Annotated in this window: 21 protein-coding genes and 1 tRNA gene; 11 read left to right on the forward strand and 11 right to left on the reverse strand. The window is 65.7% G+C overall.

The window, feature by feature from the left end; all coding sequences use genetic code 11:
• Positions 1–71 precede the first annotated feature (71 nt).
• Positions 72–566: a hypothetical protein gene (locus WN73_RS04940; protein WP_028175404.1), complete on the forward strand. Its 495-nt coding sequence runs from the start codon at positions 72–74 to the stop codon at positions 564–566.
• Between the two features lie 189 nt (positions 567–755).
• On the opposite strand, the gene WN73_RS04945 is transcribed toward WN73_RS04940, so the two are convergent.
• On the reverse strand, positions 756–1,154 hold the full coding sequence (locus tag WN73_RS04945; RefSeq protein WP_060908083.1) for a hypothetical protein: 399 nt from the start codon (positions 1,152–1,154) through the stop codon (positions 756–758).
• Between the two features lie 217 nt (positions 1,155–1,371).
• Between WN73_RS04945 and WN73_RS04950 the strand changes: the two genes are divergently transcribed.
• Both WN73_RS04950 and WN73_RS04955 read left to right on the forward strand, forming a co-directional pair.
• Entirely contained in the window at positions 1,372–1,602 is a 231-nt protein-coding gene (locus tag WN73_RS04950; protein WP_161534449.1) for a hypothetical protein, read from the forward strand.
• Positions 1,599–1,763 carry a hypothetical protein gene (locus WN73_RS04955; RefSeq protein ID WP_202633166.1) on the forward strand — a complete coding sequence of 55 codons (165 nt, stop codon included), beginning with the start codon at positions 1,599–1,601 and terminating at the stop codon, positions 1,761–1,763. The genes WN73_RS04950 and WN73_RS04955 overlap by 4 nt, the downstream gene beginning before the upstream one ends.
• 2 nt (positions 1,764–1,765) lie before the next feature.
• On the opposite strand, the gene WN73_RS04960 is transcribed toward WN73_RS04955, so the two are convergent.
• Positions 1,766–2,296: a gamma carbonic anhydrase family protein gene (locus WN73_RS04960; protein ID WP_011088329.1), complete on the reverse strand. Its 531-nt coding sequence runs from the start codon at positions 2,294–2,296 to the stop codon at positions 1,766–1,768.
• A gap of 86 nt (positions 2,297–2,382) precedes the next feature.
• Positions 2,383–2,712: a DUF6949 family protein gene (locus WN73_RS04965; protein ID WP_011088330.1), complete on the reverse strand. Its 330-nt coding sequence runs from the start codon at positions 2,710–2,712 to the stop codon at positions 2,383–2,385.
• Positions 2,713–2,934: 222 nt separating this feature from the next.
• Here WN73_RS04965 and WN73_RS04970 point away from each other — a divergent pair, with 222 nt between their 5' ends.
• Positions 2,935–3,642: a hypothetical protein gene (locus WN73_RS04970; RefSeq protein WP_028175406.1), complete on the forward strand. Its 708-nt coding sequence runs from the start codon at positions 2,935–2,937 to the stop codon at positions 3,640–3,642.
• Positions 3,643–3,811: 169 nt separating this feature from the next.
• The gene (locus tag WN73_RS44330) at positions 3,812–4,357 is read left to right on the forward strand and encodes a PaaI family thioesterase (protein ID WP_333937947.1); all 546 of its coding nucleotides are present in this window, start codon (positions 3,812–3,814) and stop codon (positions 4,355–4,357) included.
• 50 nt (positions 4,358–4,407) lie between these two features.
• On the opposite strand, the gene WN73_RS04975 is transcribed toward WN73_RS44330, so the two are convergent.
• Entirely contained in the window at positions 4,408–4,626 is a 219-nt protein-coding gene (locus WN73_RS04975) for a DUF3126 family protein (protein ID WP_007602550.1), read from the reverse strand.
• 125 nt (positions 4,627–4,751) lie between these two features.
• Positions 4,752–5,576: a serine O-acetyltransferase gene (cysE, locus tag WN73_RS04980; RefSeq protein WP_028175407.1), complete on the reverse strand. Its 825-nt coding sequence runs from the start codon at positions 5,574–5,576 to the stop codon at positions 4,752–4,754.
• A 275-nt stretch (positions 5,577–5,851) separates the two neighbouring features.
• On the opposite strand from cysE, the gene WN73_RS04985 reads away from it, so the two are divergent.
• Positions 5,852–7,222: a hypothetical protein gene (locus WN73_RS04985; RefSeq protein ID WP_028175408.1), complete on the forward strand. Its 1,371-nt coding sequence runs from the start codon at positions 5,852–5,854 to the stop codon at positions 7,220–7,222.
• Here WN73_RS04985 and WN73_RS04990 read toward each other — a convergent pair.
• Both WN73_RS04990 and WN73_RS04995 read right to left on the reverse strand, forming a co-directional pair.
• Positions 7,208–7,963 carry an alpha/beta fold hydrolase gene (locus WN73_RS04990; protein WP_028175409.1) on the reverse strand — a complete coding sequence of 252 codons (756 nt, stop codon included), beginning with the start codon at positions 7,961–7,963 and terminating at the stop codon, positions 7,208–7,210. The genes WN73_RS04985 and WN73_RS04990 overlap by 15 nt on opposite strands.
• 35 nt (positions 7,964–7,998) lie before the next feature.
• Complete coding sequence (locus WN73_RS04995) at positions 7,999–9,135, reverse strand: hypothetical protein (protein ID WP_028175410.1); 1,137 nt, start codon at positions 9,133–9,135, stop codon at positions 7,999–8,001.
• A gap of 318 nt (positions 9,136–9,453) precedes the next feature.
• On the opposite strand from WN73_RS04995, the gene WN73_RS05000 reads away from it, so the two are divergent.
• Together WN73_RS05000 and WN73_RS05005 are read left to right on the forward strand one after the other, a co-directional pair.
• Positions 9,454–9,699, forward strand: a complete 246-nt coding sequence (locus tag WN73_RS05000; protein WP_007602543.1) for a zinc-finger domain-containing protein — start codon at positions 9,454–9,456, stop codon at positions 9,697–9,699.
• 19 nt (positions 9,700–9,718) lie between these two features.
• Positions 9,719–10,921, forward strand: coding sequence for an FAD-dependent monooxygenase (locus tag WN73_RS05005; protein WP_011088337.1), 1,203 nt, complete (start codon positions 9,719–9,721; stop codon positions 10,919–10,921).
• A 25-nt stretch (positions 10,922–10,946) separates the two neighbouring features.
• Here the strand turns inward: WN73_RS05005 and WN73_RS05010 are convergent, their stop codons facing one another.
• Positions 10,947–11,363 carry a hypothetical protein gene (locus tag WN73_RS05010; RefSeq protein ID WP_011088338.1) on the reverse strand — a complete coding sequence of 139 codons (417 nt, stop codon included), beginning with the start codon at positions 11,361–11,363 and terminating at the stop codon, positions 10,947–10,949.
• Positions 11,364–11,536: 173 nt separating this feature from the next.
• On the opposite strand from WN73_RS05010, the gene WN73_RS05015 reads away from it, so the two are divergent.
• Positions 11,537–11,625: transfer RNA gene (locus tag WN73_RS05015), tRNA-Leu, on the forward strand.
• Positions 11,626–11,720: 95 nt separating this feature from the next.
• Here the strand turns inward: WN73_RS05015 and WN73_RS05020 are convergent.
• Entirely contained in the window at positions 11,721–12,677 is a 957-nt protein-coding gene (locus tag WN73_RS05020) for a hypothetical protein (protein ID WP_039184824.1), read from the reverse strand.
• A 278-nt stretch (positions 12,678–12,955) separates the two neighbouring features.
• Between WN73_RS05020 and WN73_RS05025 the strand changes: the two genes are divergently transcribed.
• Positions 12,956–14,206, forward strand: a complete 1,251-nt coding sequence (locus WN73_RS05025) for a multidrug effflux MFS transporter (RefSeq protein ID WP_028175412.1) — start codon at positions 12,956–12,958, stop codon at positions 14,204–14,206.
• A 201-nt stretch (positions 14,207–14,407) separates the two neighbouring features.
• Here WN73_RS05025 and WN73_RS05030 read toward each other — a convergent pair whose 3' ends face one another.
• Positions 14,408–16,003 (reverse strand): glycosyltransferase family 39 protein, encoded by a 1,596-nt coding sequence (locus WN73_RS05030; protein ID WP_333937944.1) that lies wholly within the window; start codon positions 16,001–16,003, stop codon positions 14,408–14,410.
• A gap of 221 nt (positions 16,004–16,224) precedes the next feature.
• Complete coding sequence (locus WN73_RS05035; protein ID WP_028175414.1) at positions 16,225–17,835, reverse strand: ABC transporter substrate-binding protein; 1,611 nt, start codon at positions 17,833–17,835, stop codon at positions 16,225–16,227.
• Positions 17,836–18,105: 270 nt separating this feature from the next.
• On the opposite strand from WN73_RS05035, the gene WN73_RS05040 reads away from it, so the two are divergent.
• The gene (locus WN73_RS05040) at positions 18,106–19,236 is read left to right on the forward strand and encodes a M20/M25/M40 family metallo-hydrolase (protein ID WP_028175415.1); all 1,131 of its coding nucleotides are present in this window, start codon (positions 18,106–18,108) and stop codon (positions 19,234–19,236) included.
• The last annotated feature ends 104 nt before the right edge of the window (positions 19,237–19,340 follow it).

The following is a 19,340-nucleotide window of genomic DNA, read 5'->3' on the forward strand; positions in this document are numbered from 1 at the left end:
GGGACATCCCGGCGGCCCTTGGGCTGCCGGTCTTCGCCACTCACCAAGTTTCAATTTGGGTTTTGTCAGCGATGATCGATCTCGCACAGGACACACCGTCCAACCCCCTGCTTCGCCTCGGCGCCCAGCCCATCGCGCTGACCGCCGCCGCCCTTCTCCTGTTGATCGCCGGTGTGACTTCGATCGCGATCTGGCGCGCCTATACCGGCGCTGCGCCGGAGGCCGACCGGGTGGTCGCGTCACGGCAGCTCCAGGCCCGCACCGCCCAGGCCTCCGAGCAGCTGGTCGAGAAGACCAAGGGGCTGGAGGCAACCCAGCAGGAATCGATCGACCAGCTCCAGGTCGTGCAGGACCAGCTCCAGACCGTGAAGCGGCTGCTCGCAGCTCAACAGGCCGATACCAAGCGCCTGTCGGAGCAGGTGGCGACCCTGAACGAGTCCATCGACGGCCTGCGCCAGTCCTTTGCCAGCGCCCGGGCCACCGAGGCCGAAACGCCGTCGGTTACCCGCAGGAAACCGGCACGCCACCGCGTCCATGCCAGCGCGCGCAAGCGCTCGCGCGGCTGAGCGGATCACGGCCTGCGGGTTTAATTTTCTCCACTTGTGAACTGGATCACATTTGCCCGTATGATTCCACGCCATGCTCTCCGCTACCGGATGGCGTGAGCCGATTTCAATATCCGGGGCTGGCAAGGTCGTTGACGGTATACTGCGTCAACGACCTTGTTTTTTAGCAGGCTGGCAGGTCTTCCCGCCTCACTCGCAGACGTCGACGCGCCGGTATCGCCATCCCGAAGGCGTCATCACGCGCTTGCGCACGACATAGCAGCCGCCATAGCCGCCGTTATCGTAGCCGGTACCATAATAATACGGGTCGCCGTAATAGGGGTAGCCATAGCCGTAATAGCCGCCGTAGTAGCCGGCACCGGCAATGCCCGCGCCGATGGCGAGGCCGGGCCAGAAGCCGCCGCCGTGCCAATGGCCGCCATGGCCCCATCCGCCACCGCCATGGCCCCAGCCGCCACCACCGTGGCCCCAGCCGCCGCCATGGCCCCAGCCGCCATGTCCAAAACCGCCGCCCGCCTGGGCCGCCTGCGGCGCCGAGAGCCCGACCGCCGCGACGGTCAGCGCCGCCATCATCATCTTCCGTAGCATTTACTCGATCCTCCGCGTGGACACGCTCCACGCTTCAACGCAGGATCAAGCTAATGCTATCGGGGCACTCGTGACAGCCATCCTGACTCACTTCCGCGCGAGCATCAGCAGCCGCGGCAGATGCTCTTCATCTTCTTGTCGAGCAGACGGTCCGGACCAAGACCGTTCCGGAACAAATGCCGTCACATCAGCTTGAAACGAGGAGGCAGGCACGATCATGCGCAAACTGATCGCGTTCGACGAGGACACGTTCGACAAGCTCAAGCAGCTGGGACGCGACCGGATGGCGACGTTCCAAGAGCTTGCGGATGAAGCCTTCGCCGACCTGCTGAAGAAGCATGGCATCCCCATCGATCTCCGGGACGCGTTGCGCAAGAGCGCCAGGCTCGGCGCCGAACCGGACAAGCCGGCCGCGCGTCCGAAGTCCGGAAAGGCCAAATCACAATGACCGATCGCGATCCATTTGCAGAAGGCGAGCGCGCCGCGCGCGACAACATCCCGGCCGAGGCCAATCCCTACTCGGACGGCAGCAACGAACATGCGCTCTGGGCTGCGGGGCACGAGAAGGGCGCAGGCGCGATGGAAGCGCGCGAGTCAGAAGGAAGCTGAATTCACCCGATCCGCTTCAGGCCCTTCGTGAAGCGAGGTCCGTTGGCGACGTAGAACTTCGCCGCGCTTCCCATCCTCTGCACCTGGGCATCGTCGAGCGTGCGCATCACGCGCGCGGGCGAGCCGATGATCAGGGAGCGTTCGGGAAACTCCTTGCCCTCGGTGATGACGGAACCGGCGCCGACGATGCTGTTGCGGCCGATCTTCGCGCCGTTCATCACGATCGAACCCATGCCGATCAGCGCACCCTCCTCGATCGTGCAGCCGTGCAGGATGACGTTGTGGCCGACGGTGCAGTTCTTGCCGATGACAAGCGGAAAGCCGAGATCGGTGTGGCAGGTCGAGCCGTCCTGCACGTTGGCGCCCTCGCCGATCTCGATCCATTCATTGTCGCCGCGCAGCACCGCGCCGAACCAGACGCTCGCCCCCGGCTTCAGGCGCACGCGGCCGATCACGGTTGCGGTCTCCGCGATGAAATAGTTGCCGTCGGCGGGAAGATCGGGCGCCTGCCCGTCGAGCTCGTAGATCGCCATGGAGGTCTCCTGTCACGCTGAGACTGGCATAGCGAAACGGCGGCGCGGAGGCAAAGGGCCACCCGCACCGGCAGCCCTGCAAAGCGTCAGCCCAGGACGCCGGTCGCCCGCAGCGTCATCAGGAAGAAGGTGCCGCTCATCATGCTCCAGAAGCCGGCGATGACGGTCGCCATCATCACGAATTCGAGGCGGCGGCTTTCCAGCCGCATGCCGCGCAGCGTGTTGCGCATGATGATGAAGGGGGCGGCGAACACCAGGAACGGCACCGCCGCGAAGGTCTTCGGGGCCACGCCATCCTGCAACAGGCCGAAGCCGGCGGGCCGCTGCGCGACCGCCTGGTATCCGTTCACGAGTGCGCCAGCGAGCGCGAAACCGATGCCAATCGAGAAGAAGGAATTGAGAGCTTCAGGTGTCATCGGAACGGTCCGCCCTTACGCAACGCCGGAGCCTTCCTGTGACAAATAGTGCCGGTTAACGCTACATTATCCTTAAGGGAAGGTTAACGCCGCCGGCCATCCGGCGCAGGGCCCTCCCCCTTTCCCCGCAGCCGGGGAACGCTCCGCGAAATCGCCGCCGCATGGCATATTCGCCGCTGATTCGTCGGCCATCGGCCGACCACGGGCCCACGCGCGCTAGTCATGACGGTGTTTTCGGCAGCCTCCCCTCGGTCCCCCCGGACGCGCACCCGGGCGCATATCGTCCCGATCGTGCTCGGCGGCGCGGCGGCGGTGTGCGCCGTCGCGCTCGTCGCCTATCTGTTGTGGCCGACCTGGGGCACCAGCGGCGCCAACGCCCCCGACAAGCTGCCGGTGAGCGTTGGCGGCACGCTGTTCAACCTGCCGACGACGGCAATCCGGATGAAGATCCAGCGTCACTCGGGGCCGCAGGAGCGCATCGATCTCGACTTCCTCTATCCCTCGCTGGAGCCGCCCGGCACGCCGAAGCACGTCAGCGCCGACACGGTGGATGCGTCATTGCTGCCGATCGACCGCATCTTCCTGTCGATCGCGGCCCATCACGATGCGCTCTCGCCCGAGCAGCGGACCGCCACGATCTATCCGCGCTATCTCGAGCCGGGCGCGACGATGCCCGAGGACGGGCTGACGATGCGGATGTTCCGCGCCGATACACCTTACGGCAGCGAGGATCTCTATTCCGCCGCAAGCCCCGCGCTGACCGCACGCTGCACGCGCGATGCGGCGACCCCGGGCATGTGCCTCTCCGAGCGCCGCGTCGGCGGCGCCGACCTCACCTTCCGCTTTCCGCGCAGCTGGCTGTCGCAATGGCGCGATGCGGCGGAGGCGATGGAAAAGCTGACGGCGCAGTTGCGCGGGCCGAAGAGCTGAGCGCGACCTCTACGCCCGTGGCGAGACCAGTTTGCCGGGACGGGCTTAGGGGCCTCCCGATAAAAAATGTCGAAAACAACCCCATGCACAGTAGCCAAACATCGGCAGCATAGAGCGCTTTCGTATTTTTCGAAGTCGCGCTTGACCCGTCGGGCAAGACAGGGGCATGATGTCAGCATGGGGTAACCGATCGAACGATGCGGCCACACATCTCCCACCCGGTGCCCAGCTGCTGGGGCGCGAATGGCTCGGCTTCGACGAGAGCGGGCATGCGCTGATCCGCTTCCAGGCTCAACCCGCATTCACCAACAGGCATGGGACCATCCAGGGCGGATTCCTTGCGGCGATGCTGGACTCCGCCACCGGGATCTGCGCGCTCGCAGCGCTATCCCCTGACCAGACTGTGATCACGCGGAGCCTGGACACACGCTTCCTGAAGCCCCCCCCCCCCCCCCCCCCCCCCCCCCCCCCCCCCCCCCCCCCCCCCCCCCCCCCCCCCCCCCCCCCCCCCGCAACGGTCGGACCGATCACGGCGCGGGCACGGGTCATCGAGCGGACGGAGCGCGACATGGTCGTCCCCCCCCCCCCCCCCCCCCCCCCCCCCCCCCCCCCCCCCCCCCCCCCCCCCCCCCCCCCGCAAGCCGACCTCGTCGATGCAGAGGACATCACTGTCGCTGATGCCACGGCGCGGCTGCGCATTCTTACAAGGAAATAGAATGAGGGGTCGCGGTGTGCGCGGCCCCATTGAGCGACACGATCGCCGCGCTATTCCTGATCGACGAGATCGTCCTCGAGGATCGCCATCTGGAACTGGAACGAGCGATCGTCGTCCTCGTCGTCGACGAACAGCACGCCGATGAACTCCTCGCCGATATAGACTTCGGCGGAATCGTCCTTCTTCGGCCGCGGCACGACGCGGATCTTGGGATTGCCGAATACGCGTTTCAGATACGCGTCGAGCTTCCTTACTTCCTTGACGTCCACGGCAAGTCTCCAATCGAAATCTGGGTTGGCGGGGTTTTAGGCCGAGACGCGACGAACCGCCAGCATGAATTGCCAAAGAATTTGGGGACGGACAGGGCCGGAGAATCCGGCCCCTCTTCTTGAGCTCAAAGCCCCATCGCGTTGATCATCTGATCCATGGTGCGCGACGGCTCGGCGCAGCCGGCCTCGCCGACGATCTTGGCGGGCACGCCCGCGACCGTGACGTTGTGCGGCACGGGCTTGACCACGACCGAGCCGGCCGCGATGCGCGCGCAATGGCCGATCTCGATGTTGCCGAGGATTTTCGCGCCCGCGCCGATCAGCACGCCATGGCGAATCTTCGGATGACGGTCCTCGTTCTCCTTGCCGGTGCCGCCGAGCGTGACGCCGTGCAGGATCGAGACGTCGTCCTCGATCACCGCCGTCTCGCCGCAGACGAAGCCGGTGGCATGGTCGAGGAAGATGCCGCGGCCGATGCGCGCGGCGGGATTGATGTCGGTCTGGAACACCGCAGAGGCGCGGCTCTGGAGATAATACGCGAAATCCTTGCGGCCCTTCAGCCAGAGCCAGTGCGCAAGGCGATGGGTCTGGATCGCGTGGAAGCCCTTGAAGTAGAGCAACGGATCGATGAAGCGGGAGGTCGCGGGATCGCGATCGTAGACGGCGACGAGGTCGGCGCGGAAGGCGTTGCCGAGATCGGGATCGTCGCGCAGCGCCTCGTCATAGGTCTGGCGCACGAGATCGCCCGACAGCGCGGAATGATCGAGCCGGTCGGCGAGACGATGGATCACCGAATCCTCGAGACGGCTGTGATGCAGCACCGTCGAATAGATGAAGGTCGCAAGCTCCGGCTCGCGATGGACGATGTCCTCCGCTTCGCTCCGGATCCGGTCCCAGATCGGATCGAGGGATGCGAGCTTTCCTCCCGGATTGACCTGATGCACTGCCATGGGATCTGCTCTTTCGAATGGGCTCGTTTTGTTGGTTCTATAGCACAGTCTAGGCGACAAAGTCCTGACGGGCTTGCCTGAGAGTGAACAGCACCTTGCCCCGCGAAAGCCGCCAACGCGTTGAAACACAACAATTTCTTCTGACGCCCCCAGGCGGCAAGGTCGGCTAAAAGTGGTCAGGGTTTTGCCAAATTCAAGCCGGGCAGCGTCAAACTATTGGTGAATTCGCTCCCACCCCTTATTGCAGGCATGGTCCGGACGACGACGGAGCGGATTTGACCACCACCACCGATCATTTGCGCGCGCGCCCCGCGGGCTCGTTCTGGGTGCGGCTCGCCGCTCTGGCCCTACCCCTCCTGATGATCGCGCCGGCGTTCTGGAACGGCTATCCGCTGTTGCAGTGGGATACCGGCGGCTATCTGGCGCGCTGGTACGAGGGCTATCTCGTCCCCAGCCGGTCCACCGTGTTCGGCCTCTATCTCCACTCCGGCGAAAGCTTCGGCTTCTGGATCAACCTCGCGATCCAGTCGCTGGCGACGCTGTGGCTGTTGCAGCTCAGCTTGCGCGTCCTCGGCCTGTTGCAGACGTTCCGCTTCGTCGCGATCAGCCTGCTCCTGATCCTGTCGACCGCGCTGCCCTGGCTGGCCAGCATGCTGCTCACGGACATCTTCGCGGGACTGTCGGTGCTGTCGCTGTTCCTTCTCGTCGTCGGAGCCCAGCGCACGTCGCCGCACGAAAAAATCGCGCTGTTCGTCTTCACCGCCTTTGCCGCCGCAACCCACAGCGCCACACTCGGCGTGCTGCTCGGACTCTGCCTCGCCGGCTGGATGGCGCGGCCGTTCGTGGGCCGCAGGCTTCCGCTCGCCGGACTGGCGCAGGCGAGCATGACCATCGTCGCGGGCGGCCTGATGCTGGTCTCGGCGAACCATGCGCTGTCGGGCAAATGGGCCTGGACGCCGGGCGGCTACGGCGTCGCCTTCGGCCGCATGATGCAGGACGGCATCGTCGCGCGCTATCTCAACGACCACTGCCCGCGCGAGAGCTTCAAGCTCTGTCCCTATCGGAACGAATTGCCGGCGACCGCCGACGAATTCCTGTGGGGCAAGAGCGTGTTCAACGCGCTCGGCCGGTTTGAGGGCATGAACGACGAGATGAGCTATATCGTCGTGCACTCGCTCGCCGACTATCCGGCCTGGCAGGCCGGCGCCGCAATGCGGGCGGTGGGCCAGCAATTGCTGCACGTGGCGACCGGCGAAGGCACCAGCGGCTGGATCCCGCACACCTACGGCATCATCGAGCGCTACATCCCCGCACAGATCGCGCCGATGCGCGCGGCGCGGCAACAGCAATGGGATGTCAATTTCGACTACGTCAACTGGCTGCATGTTCCCGTCGCGCTGGCCTCGATGCTGGCGCTGGTCGGGTTGCTCGCGCATGCGCTGGCGCGCCGCCGGCTCGACGATCTGACGTTGCTGGCGGCGACGGTGACGCTCGCGCTGCTCGGCAACGCCTTCATCTGCGCCGTCATCTCCGGTCCGCACGACCGCTACGGCGCGCGCATGGTGTGGGTTGCGACCTTCGTGGTGCTGATGGCGCTGGCGCGCGCGTTCGGCGACGAGGAACCTAAAGGCTCAGCCGCGGCGTGAGAGAAAATCGAGCACGCCGGTCTTGTAGGCCTTGTCGCCGACCGCGCGCATGTGATCGCGGCCCGGAATGTCGAGCACTTCCGAGCCCGGAATGATGGCGCCGAGCGCGCTGGCCGAGCCAGCGACGTCGTCGGTAGAGCCGACCGCGATCAGCACGGGCACGTCGATGCGTGCAGCTTCGCCCCTGGTCATGAGGTCGCGCGTGCCGCGCAGGCAGGCGGCGAGCGCCCTCCGATCAGAGCGGGTCTGATCGGCAAACGCGCGGAAGGTGCGCCCCACGGGATCGGAGACGTCGTCGAGCGCGGGCGCTTCCAGCGCCTTCGCGACATTCTCGCCGGGCCCGGTGCCCTCGATCAGGCCGCCGATGCCGATGCCGCCGAGGATCGCCGAGCGCAGGCGCTGCGGCTCGTTCAGGGAGAGCCACGCCGTCATCCGCCCACCCATCGAATAGCCCATGATGTCGGCCTGCGGGATGGCGAGATGGTCCATCAGCGCGAGCACGTCGCCGGCCATGGTCGGAATCGAGTATTGCGCGGGCTCGTAGAGCTTTGCGCTTTCGCCGTGGCCGCGATTGTCGAGTGCGATGACACGGCGGCCGTTCTTGCGCAGCTCCGAGACCCAGGTCGGATAGACCCAGTTCACGTTCTTGCTGGAGGCAAAGCCGTGCACCAGGATGATCGGATCGCCCTCGCCTTCGTCGAGATAGGCAATTTCAACGGCGCCGTTGTGAAAGCTCGGCATCAGATATTCCGCGGTGTTGAGGGGAAGGGTTGATTCTAGGCCGGACCGGCCGCACTTGCCAGAGCGGCTTCGGCGGCGACCTGCGCCCGGCGAAGCCGCCTCGCCCGTCTGCGATCGCACCAGGCCTGCGTCAGGCGCTCGGTGGTGGCCTTGATCGAAGACAATAGGCCGAACAGCGTCAGCGCCGCACCGAACAGCCAGAGCGCAAGATCGAACGCGCCGCCGACGAGCAGCAGCGCGCCGCGGCCCAAGAGCTTCATGATCGCGCGGGTCTTGCTGCCCTGCGCTTCAGCAAGCCGCGCCGCGCGCGCGACGTCCTTGGGGCCCTCGGCGATGCGCAAGCTGTCCATCGCGCCGCGCGTGCTGGTCTTCTCGGCAACGCGCGTGACGTCCTTGCCGAGCCGGACCAGGGCACCTGCCTTCTCGGCACGGAACGCGGCCTTGATCGCGCTCACGGTCTGGCCCGGCCGCAGCACCGAGCCGGACGCCACCGCGTTCTGGAGCACCGGCGTGTCGACAACCTCGCGCGCGGACCGGCCGGCCCAGGCCGCGAGGCCCTCGCCGAGCCGCCCGACTTTCCGCGCATCCTTCACCAGCGTCAGGCCGGCGCGCACGGGCGCGGCGCCGCCGATGGACACATAGGTTGCCGCCGTCACCGCAAGGCCCGCGGCTGCAAGGCCCAGCACCAGACGGTCGGTGTCCTCGCCCATGGCGAGATGCTTGCCCTCGCGCACGACGTCCCTGACGTCGCCGATCACGAAGAGATCGCCGACCACGGTTCCGGACAGGCTTGCGACATCGTCGGCGCTGCCGGTGACGAGACCGGTCGCGAAGCGCCTGGCGAAATGCGAGGTGGAGTTTTCCTCCTTGACCGCATCGCTCACCCTGGCGAGGAGGTCGTCGGGCACCGCGATGTTGCGGTCACGCGCCAGCGCGACAAAACTGTCGGCGAGATCGGCATCGCCGGCGGCGAGCGCGGCCTCGATGTTATCCTGAACCAGGCGGTCGTTCTGTCGCAGTACGGCGTCGAGCTTCAGCTCGGACAGCGCGGCCGGATCATCCCGGGCGGCGAGAATCGCGCCGGCCTCGCGGGCGTGCGGCGCGACCTGCGCGAGCATGAAGCTGCATGCCGCGATGCCGGTCAACGCTGTGCTGATTCGCAGCCACTTCATGCCAAGAGCCCGGATGTTCCCAGATCGTTTGCCTGGATCGTTTGCGCCTGAAGGTTGATCTTTTGCCCCAATTCCACTCGTCCACAGACATAGTATGCCAAAATTGCGACACAACGTCCCCGACGAAAGAAGGGCTTCTCTCAGGCCGCAAGATTGTGTCGAATTTGCATGAGCAAATGAGCATGGGGCAGTTGCGAACCTTTCGGTTCCGCCGGGCTAGCAATCATCTGCACCCGCCAGTATGGTCCGCGGCGCCTCAAAGATGCCGCGTCAGTTGTGATTGTGTCTGCCGCCACTGCCACTCCAGGATGAGTTACGATGTCCGACCATGTCGTCCCGCACTTCCATAACGATGCCGGTGTTCCCGTCATCGAGATCGGCTCGCAAGAGTTCATGTGCGTGGGCGCCAACCCTCCGTTCGATCATCCTCACGTCTTCCTCGACCTCGGCAACGACAACGAGATCATCTGCCCCTACTGCTCGACGCTGTACCGCTTCGCGGCCGACCTGAAGGCCGGCGAAGCCCGTCCGCCGGAATGCGTTCTGAAGGACAAGGTGGCCTGACCGCGTCCACCGGTCAGGGGTGGCGCTCTCCCGAACGATTGTCATTGCCGGAGCCGGAATCGGTGGACTGACGGCCGCGCTTGCGCTGGCCGCCCGGGGCTTCCGTATCGTCGTGCTGGAAAAAGCCGAGCGCCTCGAGGAAGTCGGTGCGGGCCTGCAACTCTCCCCCAATGCGAGCCGCGTGCTGGTCGGGCTCGGCCTGACCGAACGGCTCAAGCTGCGTGCCGTCGTCCCGGAGGCGGTCTCGATCATGAGCGCGCGGGCGGGCGGCGAACTGCTGCGCATGCCGCTCGGCGAAGCGGCCTCGGTGCGCGCCGGCGCACCCTATTGGGTGGTGCACCGTGCCGACCTGCAGTCCGCGCTCGCCGGCGCGGTCTCCGACCATCCCGACATCGACCTGAAGCTAGGTGCGACCTTCGAAGACGTCGCGCCTCATGCCAAGGGGCTGACCGTCGTCCATCGCAGCGGCACGATCCGCCGCAGCGATCTCGCCAGCGCGCTGATCGGCGCCGACGGCATCTGGTCGACGGTACGCCAGCATCTGTTTCCCGAGGTGCAGCCGCGCTTCTCCGGGCTGATCGCCTGGCGCGGTACGCTCGACGCCACGCAGCTGCCGAAGGACTACACCGCGCGCCGGGTCCAGCTCTGGATGGGCCCGAACGCCCACCTCGTTGCCTATCCGATCGCGGGCGGACGACAGATCAACGTGGTCGCGGTGCTGCCTGGCACCTGGAACAGGCCGGGCTGGAGCACGCCCGGCGATCCGCGCGAGGTGATGGATGCGTTCGCCGCGCCGCGCTGGCCGTCGCAGGCGCGGATGATGCTCGCCGCAGTCGATGGCTGGCGCAAATGGGCGCTGTTCGGCGTGCCCGACGGCTGCCCCTGGAGCAAAGGCCCGGTCGCGCTGCTCGGCGACGCCGTGCATGCGATGCTGCCGTTCGCCGCGCAAGGCGCCGGCATGGCGATCGAGGATGCCGCCGTGCTGGCACAGCATCTGAGCCCCGAGACCGCCGAGAGCACGGACGGCATCGTCGCAGCGCTGAAGCAATATGGCCGCGCACGCCAGGCGCGCGTGCGACGGGTGCAGCGGACCGCACGGCAGCAGGGCCGCATCTATCATTTCAGCGGACCGCTCGCGATTGCGCGCGATGTTGCGATCCGGGCGCTCGGCCCGGAGCGCATGCTGGCGCGGCAGGACTGGATCTACGGCTGGCGCCCCTGATGCGAAGCGCTGCAGGCGCGGCGCTTCAGCGGACCGCTTTCCCGGATTTCGGCGCAGGCTTGGCGGCAGCCGCAGGCGCAGCAGCCGGTGCCGGCTCGGGCGGCGTTTCGCGGCACCTGTTGCGGCGCCAGGCCTCTTCGGCCAGCTGCGCCTGACCACGCACCGCGACGTACTCGTTGCGATAGGCGAGTTCGGCCACGACGGCGCCGCCGGCGCCGGTCTGCGCCTTGTCCATCAGCCTCTGCAAGTCCGCGGTGCGGCTGGCGAGCCCCTTGCGCTCGGACTCGAGCTGCTTGCAATCATACAGATCGTATCTTGCCGGATCGGCAAACGCCGGAGCGACCGTCTCGCTCATGCTCGCGCAGCCGGACAGCGCGCCGCCCGCGAGCAGCACGAAAAGCGCGCCGCAAAAGCGCAGGCGATGGGAAAGCGAAGCAACCATGCCGGATGAATAGTCCCCGTGGATTGAGAATGCCTAAAGCAGCAACAGATGTCCGGATTGAGGCTTTGCCTTGTGCGGCCGGCTCGCTTAAGGAAGAACCACCCACCCGGCCCGCGAAGCGCCAATTCCAAACGGCCGAAGGTGGACTTAAGTGTTTGATCTCGTTGGATCAAGCGGGCATGGCGGAATTGGTAGACGCAAGGGACTTAAAATCCCTCGGTGCGCAAGCGCTGTGCCGGTTCGACCCCGGCTGCCCGCACCACGAGAGTTGACGGCGCGAGGACGGCGGATGGCGCCGTCTGCAATCGCATCGCTTTCGTCCCGGTACGCTGACGTCATTTCGAGTCCCGGCGTAACTCAGACGGCGACATTCCGCTCGACCCTGAGCTCCCTGAACACCTTCGTGACCGGCAGGTGAAGCGGCAAATCCGTGTTGGTGTGGTGCCAGCTGAACGGGCACGACTTCTCGATCGAGATTCCCGGCGTCGAGTTGAGCGCGCCGAAGCCATCGATCGTGCCCATCACGTCGACGATCTTCTTGTACCGGGGCGGCATCGCGACCGCCGCAGACACCGTGACAATCCAGAACTTGTCGTCGGGAATGGTCTGTTCGATCGCCGGCTGCTCCCTCAGCTCGTACAGCGCTTCCGAGACCACGAGGTTGCCCTTGGAGTGTCCGGTCACCAGCGAAAAGCTGAAGCGATCATCGGCCAGCAAAGCCATGACCGTCCTTGTATCCAGGCTGACGCGGCCGAGTTCGAGCGGTGATGTCGGCGGACTGACGGTCTCGGGCCGGTTCAGCGCCCGGCTGACGTCGTCCAGCTCCTCGAACTGATGGCGCAGGCGGTTGAGCGTGCCGAACCAGAACCAGCCACCGAGCGCCTCGGTCAGGAGATCGGCAAGCCCGTAGCCCGACACCACGGCAGCAGCCGACACGCCAAACGCGTCGGCGACATTCCGTGCGAAGGCCGCCGCCCCCAGCGCCGAACTGCCGACGCCGGCCACCGCCAGGATACGGACATCGGCGCCGCCAGCATTGACGAAGTCTTCCACGGTGTTGCAGAGCTTGAGCGATCCGGCGCCGGATGGCGGGACGATCAGGATCGCGCCCTCGCGCGCGAGCCAAGGCGCAGTCTCGTGGGCCTCCTCTTGGGTCACCTTGCCGATGTCGTAGAAGATTCCGTCGAGCACCGCGTTTCTGCGGCGAAACGACTCCAGGGCGGCCTCGCGCAACGGCGTCCGGGACTCGAAGATCTCCTCGAAGCTGTTGCGGCCGAGCTGGGCCGTCGCGAGCGAGCGTTGCGTAGAGAGCATCACGGTTCTCCGCGGCCATTCCGGCGACGGATACCGTAGCAAGAATCCTGCCACCTTGGGTGGTATCGCCGCGCCGCTTCGTCAGGCTGTTGACCGAACGCCTTCCAGGCGGCGTGGCCGGTGCAACGGCGCTCGCGCCCCAGCCGACCTGTCCCGGAGCGACGGCGGGCCTCACCAAGCCTTGTCCGCTCCCGCTCCGCCTGACAGCCATCTCAAAACATGGGTTGTGCGCCGCAGCATGGACAATACATAAAGCCTTCCAATCAGAGGTGAGCTTCTTGTCCGACGTCAATGCCGACAGCTGGGTGTCCTCGGGACACCGGCCCATGGGTTTTCCCGAATTCGTCATCGTGATCGCGTCCATCATGGCGCTGAATCCGCTTGCGATGGACATGATGCTGCCGGCGCTGCCCAATATCGGGACCGCCTTCAAGATTCCCGTCGCCAACCATCTCCAGCTCGTGCTGTCGACCTTCCTGATCGGCTTCGGCGTGGGTCAGTTCGTCATGGGTCCGTTGTCGGACCGTTTCGGCCGTCGCCCGGTGTTGCTCGGCGGCATGGCGGTCTATGCGGTGGCGAGCGTGCTGGCGGTTGCCGCGCCCTCGTTCGAGACGCTGCTGCTGGCACGCGCGCTGCAAGGGCTCGGCACCTCGGCAACGCGCGTGATCGCGACCTCGATCGTACGCGACTGCTATGTGGGCCGCCGCATGGCGAGCGTGATGTCGCTTGCCATGATGGTGTTCATCGCGGTGCCCGTGATCGCGCCGTCGTTCGGACAGGCGGTGCTGCTCGTCACGCAATGGCGCGGCATCTTCGTCGTGCTGATGCTGTACGGCCTGCTCGCGCTCGCATGGTCCGTGCTGCGGCTGCCCGAAACCCTCCCTCAGTCAGAACGCAGGTCGCTGGCGCCCGCCGACGTGCTCTCGGCGTTCCGGCAGACCCTGACCAATCGCCAGACCATCGGCTATGCGACGGCCGCCGGCAGCGTCATCGGCGCACTCTTCGCCTATGTGTTCTCGGCCCAACAGGTCTTCACCGGCGTCTATCACCTCGGCCACTACTTCCCGCTCGCCTTCGCTGCGATCGCGGCCGGCACCGCCATTGCCGGCTTCCTCAATGCGAGGCTGGTCGGGCGGCTCGGCATGCGCGTGATCTCGCACGGCGCCCTGACGCTCTATGCCGTGGTCGCCAGCGTCATGCTGGTCACCGAAATCCTGAACATGCTGCCGCTTGCCCTGTTCATGGCACTGTCGGCGCTGATGATGTTCTCGTTCGGCATGATGGTCGCCAACTTCACCGCGCTCGCCATGGAGCCGCAGGGCCATATCGCCGGTACCGCCTCCTCGCTCTACGGCTCGATCACGACGCTGATCGGCATCGCGGTCGGCATGGCGATCGGGCAGAGCTTTGACGGCACGCTGCTGCCGTTCTCGGTCGGCTTCTTCCTGTCGACGCTGGCTGCGCTCGCGATCGTGCTGGTGGTGGAGAAGGGCCGGCTGTTCAAGCCGCATCATCGCCCCACCGCATGAGGAACTTCCGGCCGGCATCGATGTTGTAGTGCAGCAATTCGAGAGGCCGCCGCCATGGAACCGGAACACCGCGAAGACCCCACCCCGGATCGGCCTGATACGGGGCGTTCCGAGCCAAACGCCGAGCAGGCTGCGTTCAACGCGCCTTTCGCAAGCGAAGGCCTCGAGCGGCTGCGCGACAGCCATTGCTGAGCGCGCAGCCTATTCCGTCGGACGCCGGCTCGCACTGAAATCATTTGCGCTGCTCTCGGGCGCGGCGCTGCTTCCGCGCGGCGGCACCATCAGCACGACCACCTCCCGCGTGAGACCGGGCCGGCCCCACAGCGTGGCCTGCACGGTGAATTCACGCCTGACGAACTGTCCGGCGCCCGAGGACACCCGTTCCATCCAACGGTTGCAATAGTCCTGGCCGCGGAAACAGAGCGCGGCCCAGCCGCGATCCAGCGTCCTCTTGCGCGGCAAACCCCAAGTGTATTGATACGCGAGCGGCCGTGCATAATAGGGATGATCGGGGCTATAGAATGCCGCCGCAAAAGCCAGCGCATCATCGCCGCTCACGGCGCTCAGCGGCTCGCCGGTCAGCTCGCGCCACTCGCGCGTCAATTCGCCGGCCGCCTGCGCGTAGAAGTTCCGGCCCTCTTCGTAGCCGTGATTGTTGCGATAGACGGCATGGATCGGGGCCGCGACCAGGACGGCGGCGAGCGCGACGCCGGCCGCGGTCACCGCGAGGTTGACGGTGTAGAACCGCTCGATCGGATAGCGCGTGCCGCAGACCACGAGAATGACGAACAGGAACAGCCCCTGCAACGCCCACAGCGACGGCAGATCCGTCCCCACCACCAGCGACGTCAGGACCGGCAGCACGATCGTGCCGATCGCAATGTAGAAGAGAAGCCGCAGGCCCGGACTCATTGCCATGAAGTCGGCCGGAAACTGCTTCAGCCGCGTGCCGGCGATGAGCATCCAGAGCACGGCCGACACGCTCATGGCCGCAACCAACCCCAACAGGAAATTCTTCGCCTCACCGAGCGAGCTCACAGCGCTGCCGTTGGCGTGAGCCAGCGCATAGGTGAAGGCCGACGCGCCCGTCGTCGCGAGCCAGTAGAGGTGCGGCGACAGCGCCGCGAGCCCGACGGCGACCGAGATCCAGGGCGAAGCCGAGGTGAAATAGGCGCGCCGTGCCGGATGCGCCAGCGCGGCAAAGGCGAAGCTCGCGACGAGAAAGATCGAATAATATTTGCTGACCATCGCGAGCGCCGTCGTGCATCCCACAGCGACCGCCCACAGCTTGCCGCGCGTCTCGAATGCGCGCAGGAAGCACCAGGTCGCCAGCGGCCAGGTCGCGAGCAGCACCGCATTGGCGTTGAAGCGCTGGGCGTGGAATTGATAGGCCGGCGTCAGCATCAACAGCAGCAGCACCAGGACGCGCTTGTGCCCGGTCACGAACTGCCGCGAGATCAGATCGACGAAGAACAGCGCAAGCCCGGCATTGGCCATCGCCAACAGTTGCAGCGACCCGTCACTGAGCGGAAAGACGAAGGTCCATGCCGCCGCGACCCACCCCATCAACGGCGGATGCTTGTGATAGCCCCAGGCAAAGTTCCGTCCGAGCGTCCAGGCCTCGAGCGTATCGGGGTGCAGGCCGCCGCCGGCATAGGCGATGGCCAGATAGAGCGTCCAGATCGCAACGAAGCAGGCGATGAGAAGCGGCACGGCCCAGCCCGCTTCGACGCCGTCGAGCCAGCGCAGGAAGGGCCGGCGCCATCGCGCCGGCGCGCGATCGGACCGTTCGGCCATCGCCTGGAATGCAAAATCGACTGGCACAGGAATCAATTGGGACACGGAAAGTGATGCGCGAAGACGGCACATCTATTTCAGGTTGGAAACAAATAGCAATGATTGGAAACTGGAAGAGTTAAAGGCTCCACGGTCGTCTCGAGCCGGCAAACGACAACGGCGCCGCTGGTGACAGCGGCGCCGCGTGATGATCCGGACGAAAGGCGGAAGGACCCGCCCGCCTACTCCGACTTGTCGACGTTCCAGAACAGGGGCGTTGCGGGGCCGTCGAGCACACCGCTCAGCGATTTGCGCCAGCCGCTCGGCAGCAGATACTGCCCCAGCGGAACGTAGATCACCTGCTCATAGGCTTCTTTCTGGATGTCGGCGGCGATCTTCTTCTGCTCGTCGACCGACGGCGCGCGGACGAAAGCATCCTTGAGCTGCTCGATCTTGGGGTCTTCCGCCCAGCCGAACCAGCCGCCCTTCTTGCCCTGGCCGCCGATCGAGAGATTGGCGATCGGGTTGGAGACGTCGGCCGCGACCCAGTTGGTGAAGAACATGTTCCAGCCGCCCTCCTTCGGAGGCTTCTGGCTGGCGCGGCGGCTCACCACCGTCTGCCAATCGGTCGCTTGCAGGTCGACCTTGAAGCCGGCCTCGCGCAGCAACTGGGCCGCAACGATCGGCTGCGCCTTGAGCGTCGTGACGTCGCCGGGCGCCATCACCACGACCGGAGTGCCGTCATAGCCGGACTCGGCGAGCGCCTTCTTGGCTTCCGCCATGCCATTGCCCTTCACCAGGGTCTCGGCGCCGACGTCGGTCGCGAGCGGGGTATCGCACACGAAGAACGCGCCGCAGACCTTCTGATATTTGGCGTTGCCGACGAGCGCATCGAGAACGTCCTTCTGGTTCATCGCCAGAAAGGCAGCACGGCGCACCTTCACGTTGTCGAACGGCGGATACAGGAAGTTCATCCGGCCGAGCGTCTGGAAGCCGAACTTGTTCGAGACCTCGATCGTGATCTCCTTGTTCGCTTCCAGCACCGGCAGCATGTCGTACGGAAGGTTCTCCACGAAGTCGATGTCGCCCGACTGCAGCGCGTTCACCGCGGTCTGCGAGTCCGGCATCGTGATCCACTCGACGCGGTCGACCTTCACCACCTTGCCGCCGGAGGTCCAGCTCGCCGGCTCCTTGCGCGGCACGTAATCGGTGTTCTTGACGTAGACAGCCTTCACGCCGGGCTGGAATTCCGACTGCACGAACTTGAACGGGCCCGAGCCGATCTGCTCGGGGATCTGCTTGTCCGGCGGCGTCTCGGCGAGGCGCTTCGGCATCATGAAGGCAACGCGCGAGGACGGCTTGCCGATGGAGTCGAGCACGAGGCCGTAGGGCTCCTTCAGCTTCAACGTGATGGTCTTGGCGTCGGTCGCCTCGAGGCTCGCGGTGAAGTCCATGAGCTTCTGGCCCATGCCGTCGACCGCGCCCCAGCGCTTCAGCGAGGCAACGCAGTCTTCCGCGGTCACCGGCGCACCGTCATGCCACTTCAGGCCGTCGCGCAGCGTGAAGGTGTAGGTGAGCTTGTCGTCGGAGATCTTCCAGTCCGCCATCTGCGGCTGGATCTTGAAGTTCGAATCGGTGGCCACCAGCGTGTCGTAGACCATGTAGCCGTGGTCACGCGTGATATAGGCCGTGGTGAAGATCGGATCGATGATGCGCAGATCGGAATGCATTACCGCGGTGAGGGTCTTGCCGGCTGCAAGCACTGGCGAGGCCAGCGCGGTCGAGAGCGCGACGACCGACAGCGCAAGTTTGGAGGCGAACGCGCGAGGCGCCCGGCGCATGAAGTGGAACATAAAAAGTTTCTCCTGACGTGAAACTGTTCAAAGGCAGGTTATTGGTTGGGCATTCGGTTCGTTCTTTGGGCGAACTAACCTCATGCAATGCCTTTATCTTTTCGAGACTTGCAGACAGTGCCGAGCGCGTCAATCCGGTTTCGCTGCAGGCCCAGGCGGCGCGCGCACGGGCTCCCCAAAGATCGGTTTGGCTCTACAACGCTCTCCGCTTGTCCTGCCCCGCGCCGATGCAATGCGCGTTCCATCTTTCGAAGCTTGAGAGACATTACGATGAATCCAGCCAATCTTCCCTTCGATTCCGAGGCGATGCTCGAGGGCCTGCGCGGATGGGTGGAATGCGAAAGCCCGACCTGGGACGCGGGCGCCGTGAACCGCATGCTCGATATCGCAGCGCGGGATATGGCAATCATGGGTGCGACGATCGAACGCATCGCCGGCCGCCAGGGCTTTGGCGGCGTGATCCGTGCGCGCTTTCCCCATCCGAAGCAGGGCGAGCCCGGCATCCTGATCGCCGGACACATGGATACCGTCCACCCGGTCGGCACCATCGAGAAGCTGAAATGGCGGCGTGAGGGCAGCAAGTGCTACGGCCCCGGCATCTGCGACATGAAGGGCGGCAACTATCTCTCGCTGGAAGCGATCCGGCAGCTGGCGCGCGCCTCCTTCACCACGCCGCTGCCGATCACCGTGCTGTTCACGCCGGACGAGGAGGTCGGCACGCCCTCGACACGCGACATCATCGAGGCCGAGGCTGCGCGCAACAAATACGTGCTGGTGCCCGAGCCCGGCCGTGCCGACAACGGCGTCACCACCGGACGTTACGCGATCGCGCGATTCAATCTCGAGGCGACCGGCCGGCCGAGCCACGCCGGCTCGACATTGTCGGCGGGCCGCTCGGCGATTCGCGAGATGGCGCGGCAAATCCTCGCCATCGATGCGATGACGACGGAGGACTGCACCTTCTCGGTCGGCGTCGTGCATGGCGGACAATGGGTTAATTGCGTTGCTACGATCGCCACCGGCGAAGCGCTTTCGATGGCCAAGCGCCAGGCCGATCTCGATCGCGGCGTCGAGCGGATGCTGGCGCTGTCAGGCACAACCAATGATGTTGCGTTCAAGGTGACGCGTGGCGTCACCCGGCCCGTGTGGGAACCCCATGCCGGCACCATGGCGCTGTACGAAAAGGCGCGCGACATCGCCAGATCGCTCGGCGCCGAGCTGCCGCATGCGAGCTCGGGCGGCGGCTCGGACGGCAACTTTACCGGCGCGATGGGCATCCCGACGCTCGACGGCCTGGGCGTGCGCGGCGGCAATGTCCACACGCTCGAAGAGTATATCGAAGTCGAGAGCCTGGTCGAACGCGGCCGCCTGATGGCAGGACTGCTGGCCACGCTGGAGTGATTAGATCGTCATTCGGGGGCGCGTCGAAAGACGCGAACCCGGAATCTCGAGATTCTTCGATGCTGGCGTATCGCCCCGGAATGACGCCGCAAGAAAATAACTGG

It is taken from the genome of Bradyrhizobium sp. CCBAU 45394, from assembly GCF_028128655.1.
GTDB lineage: Bacteria > Pseudomonadota > Alphaproteobacteria > Rhizobiales > Xanthobacteraceae > Bradyrhizobium > Bradyrhizobium diazoefficiens.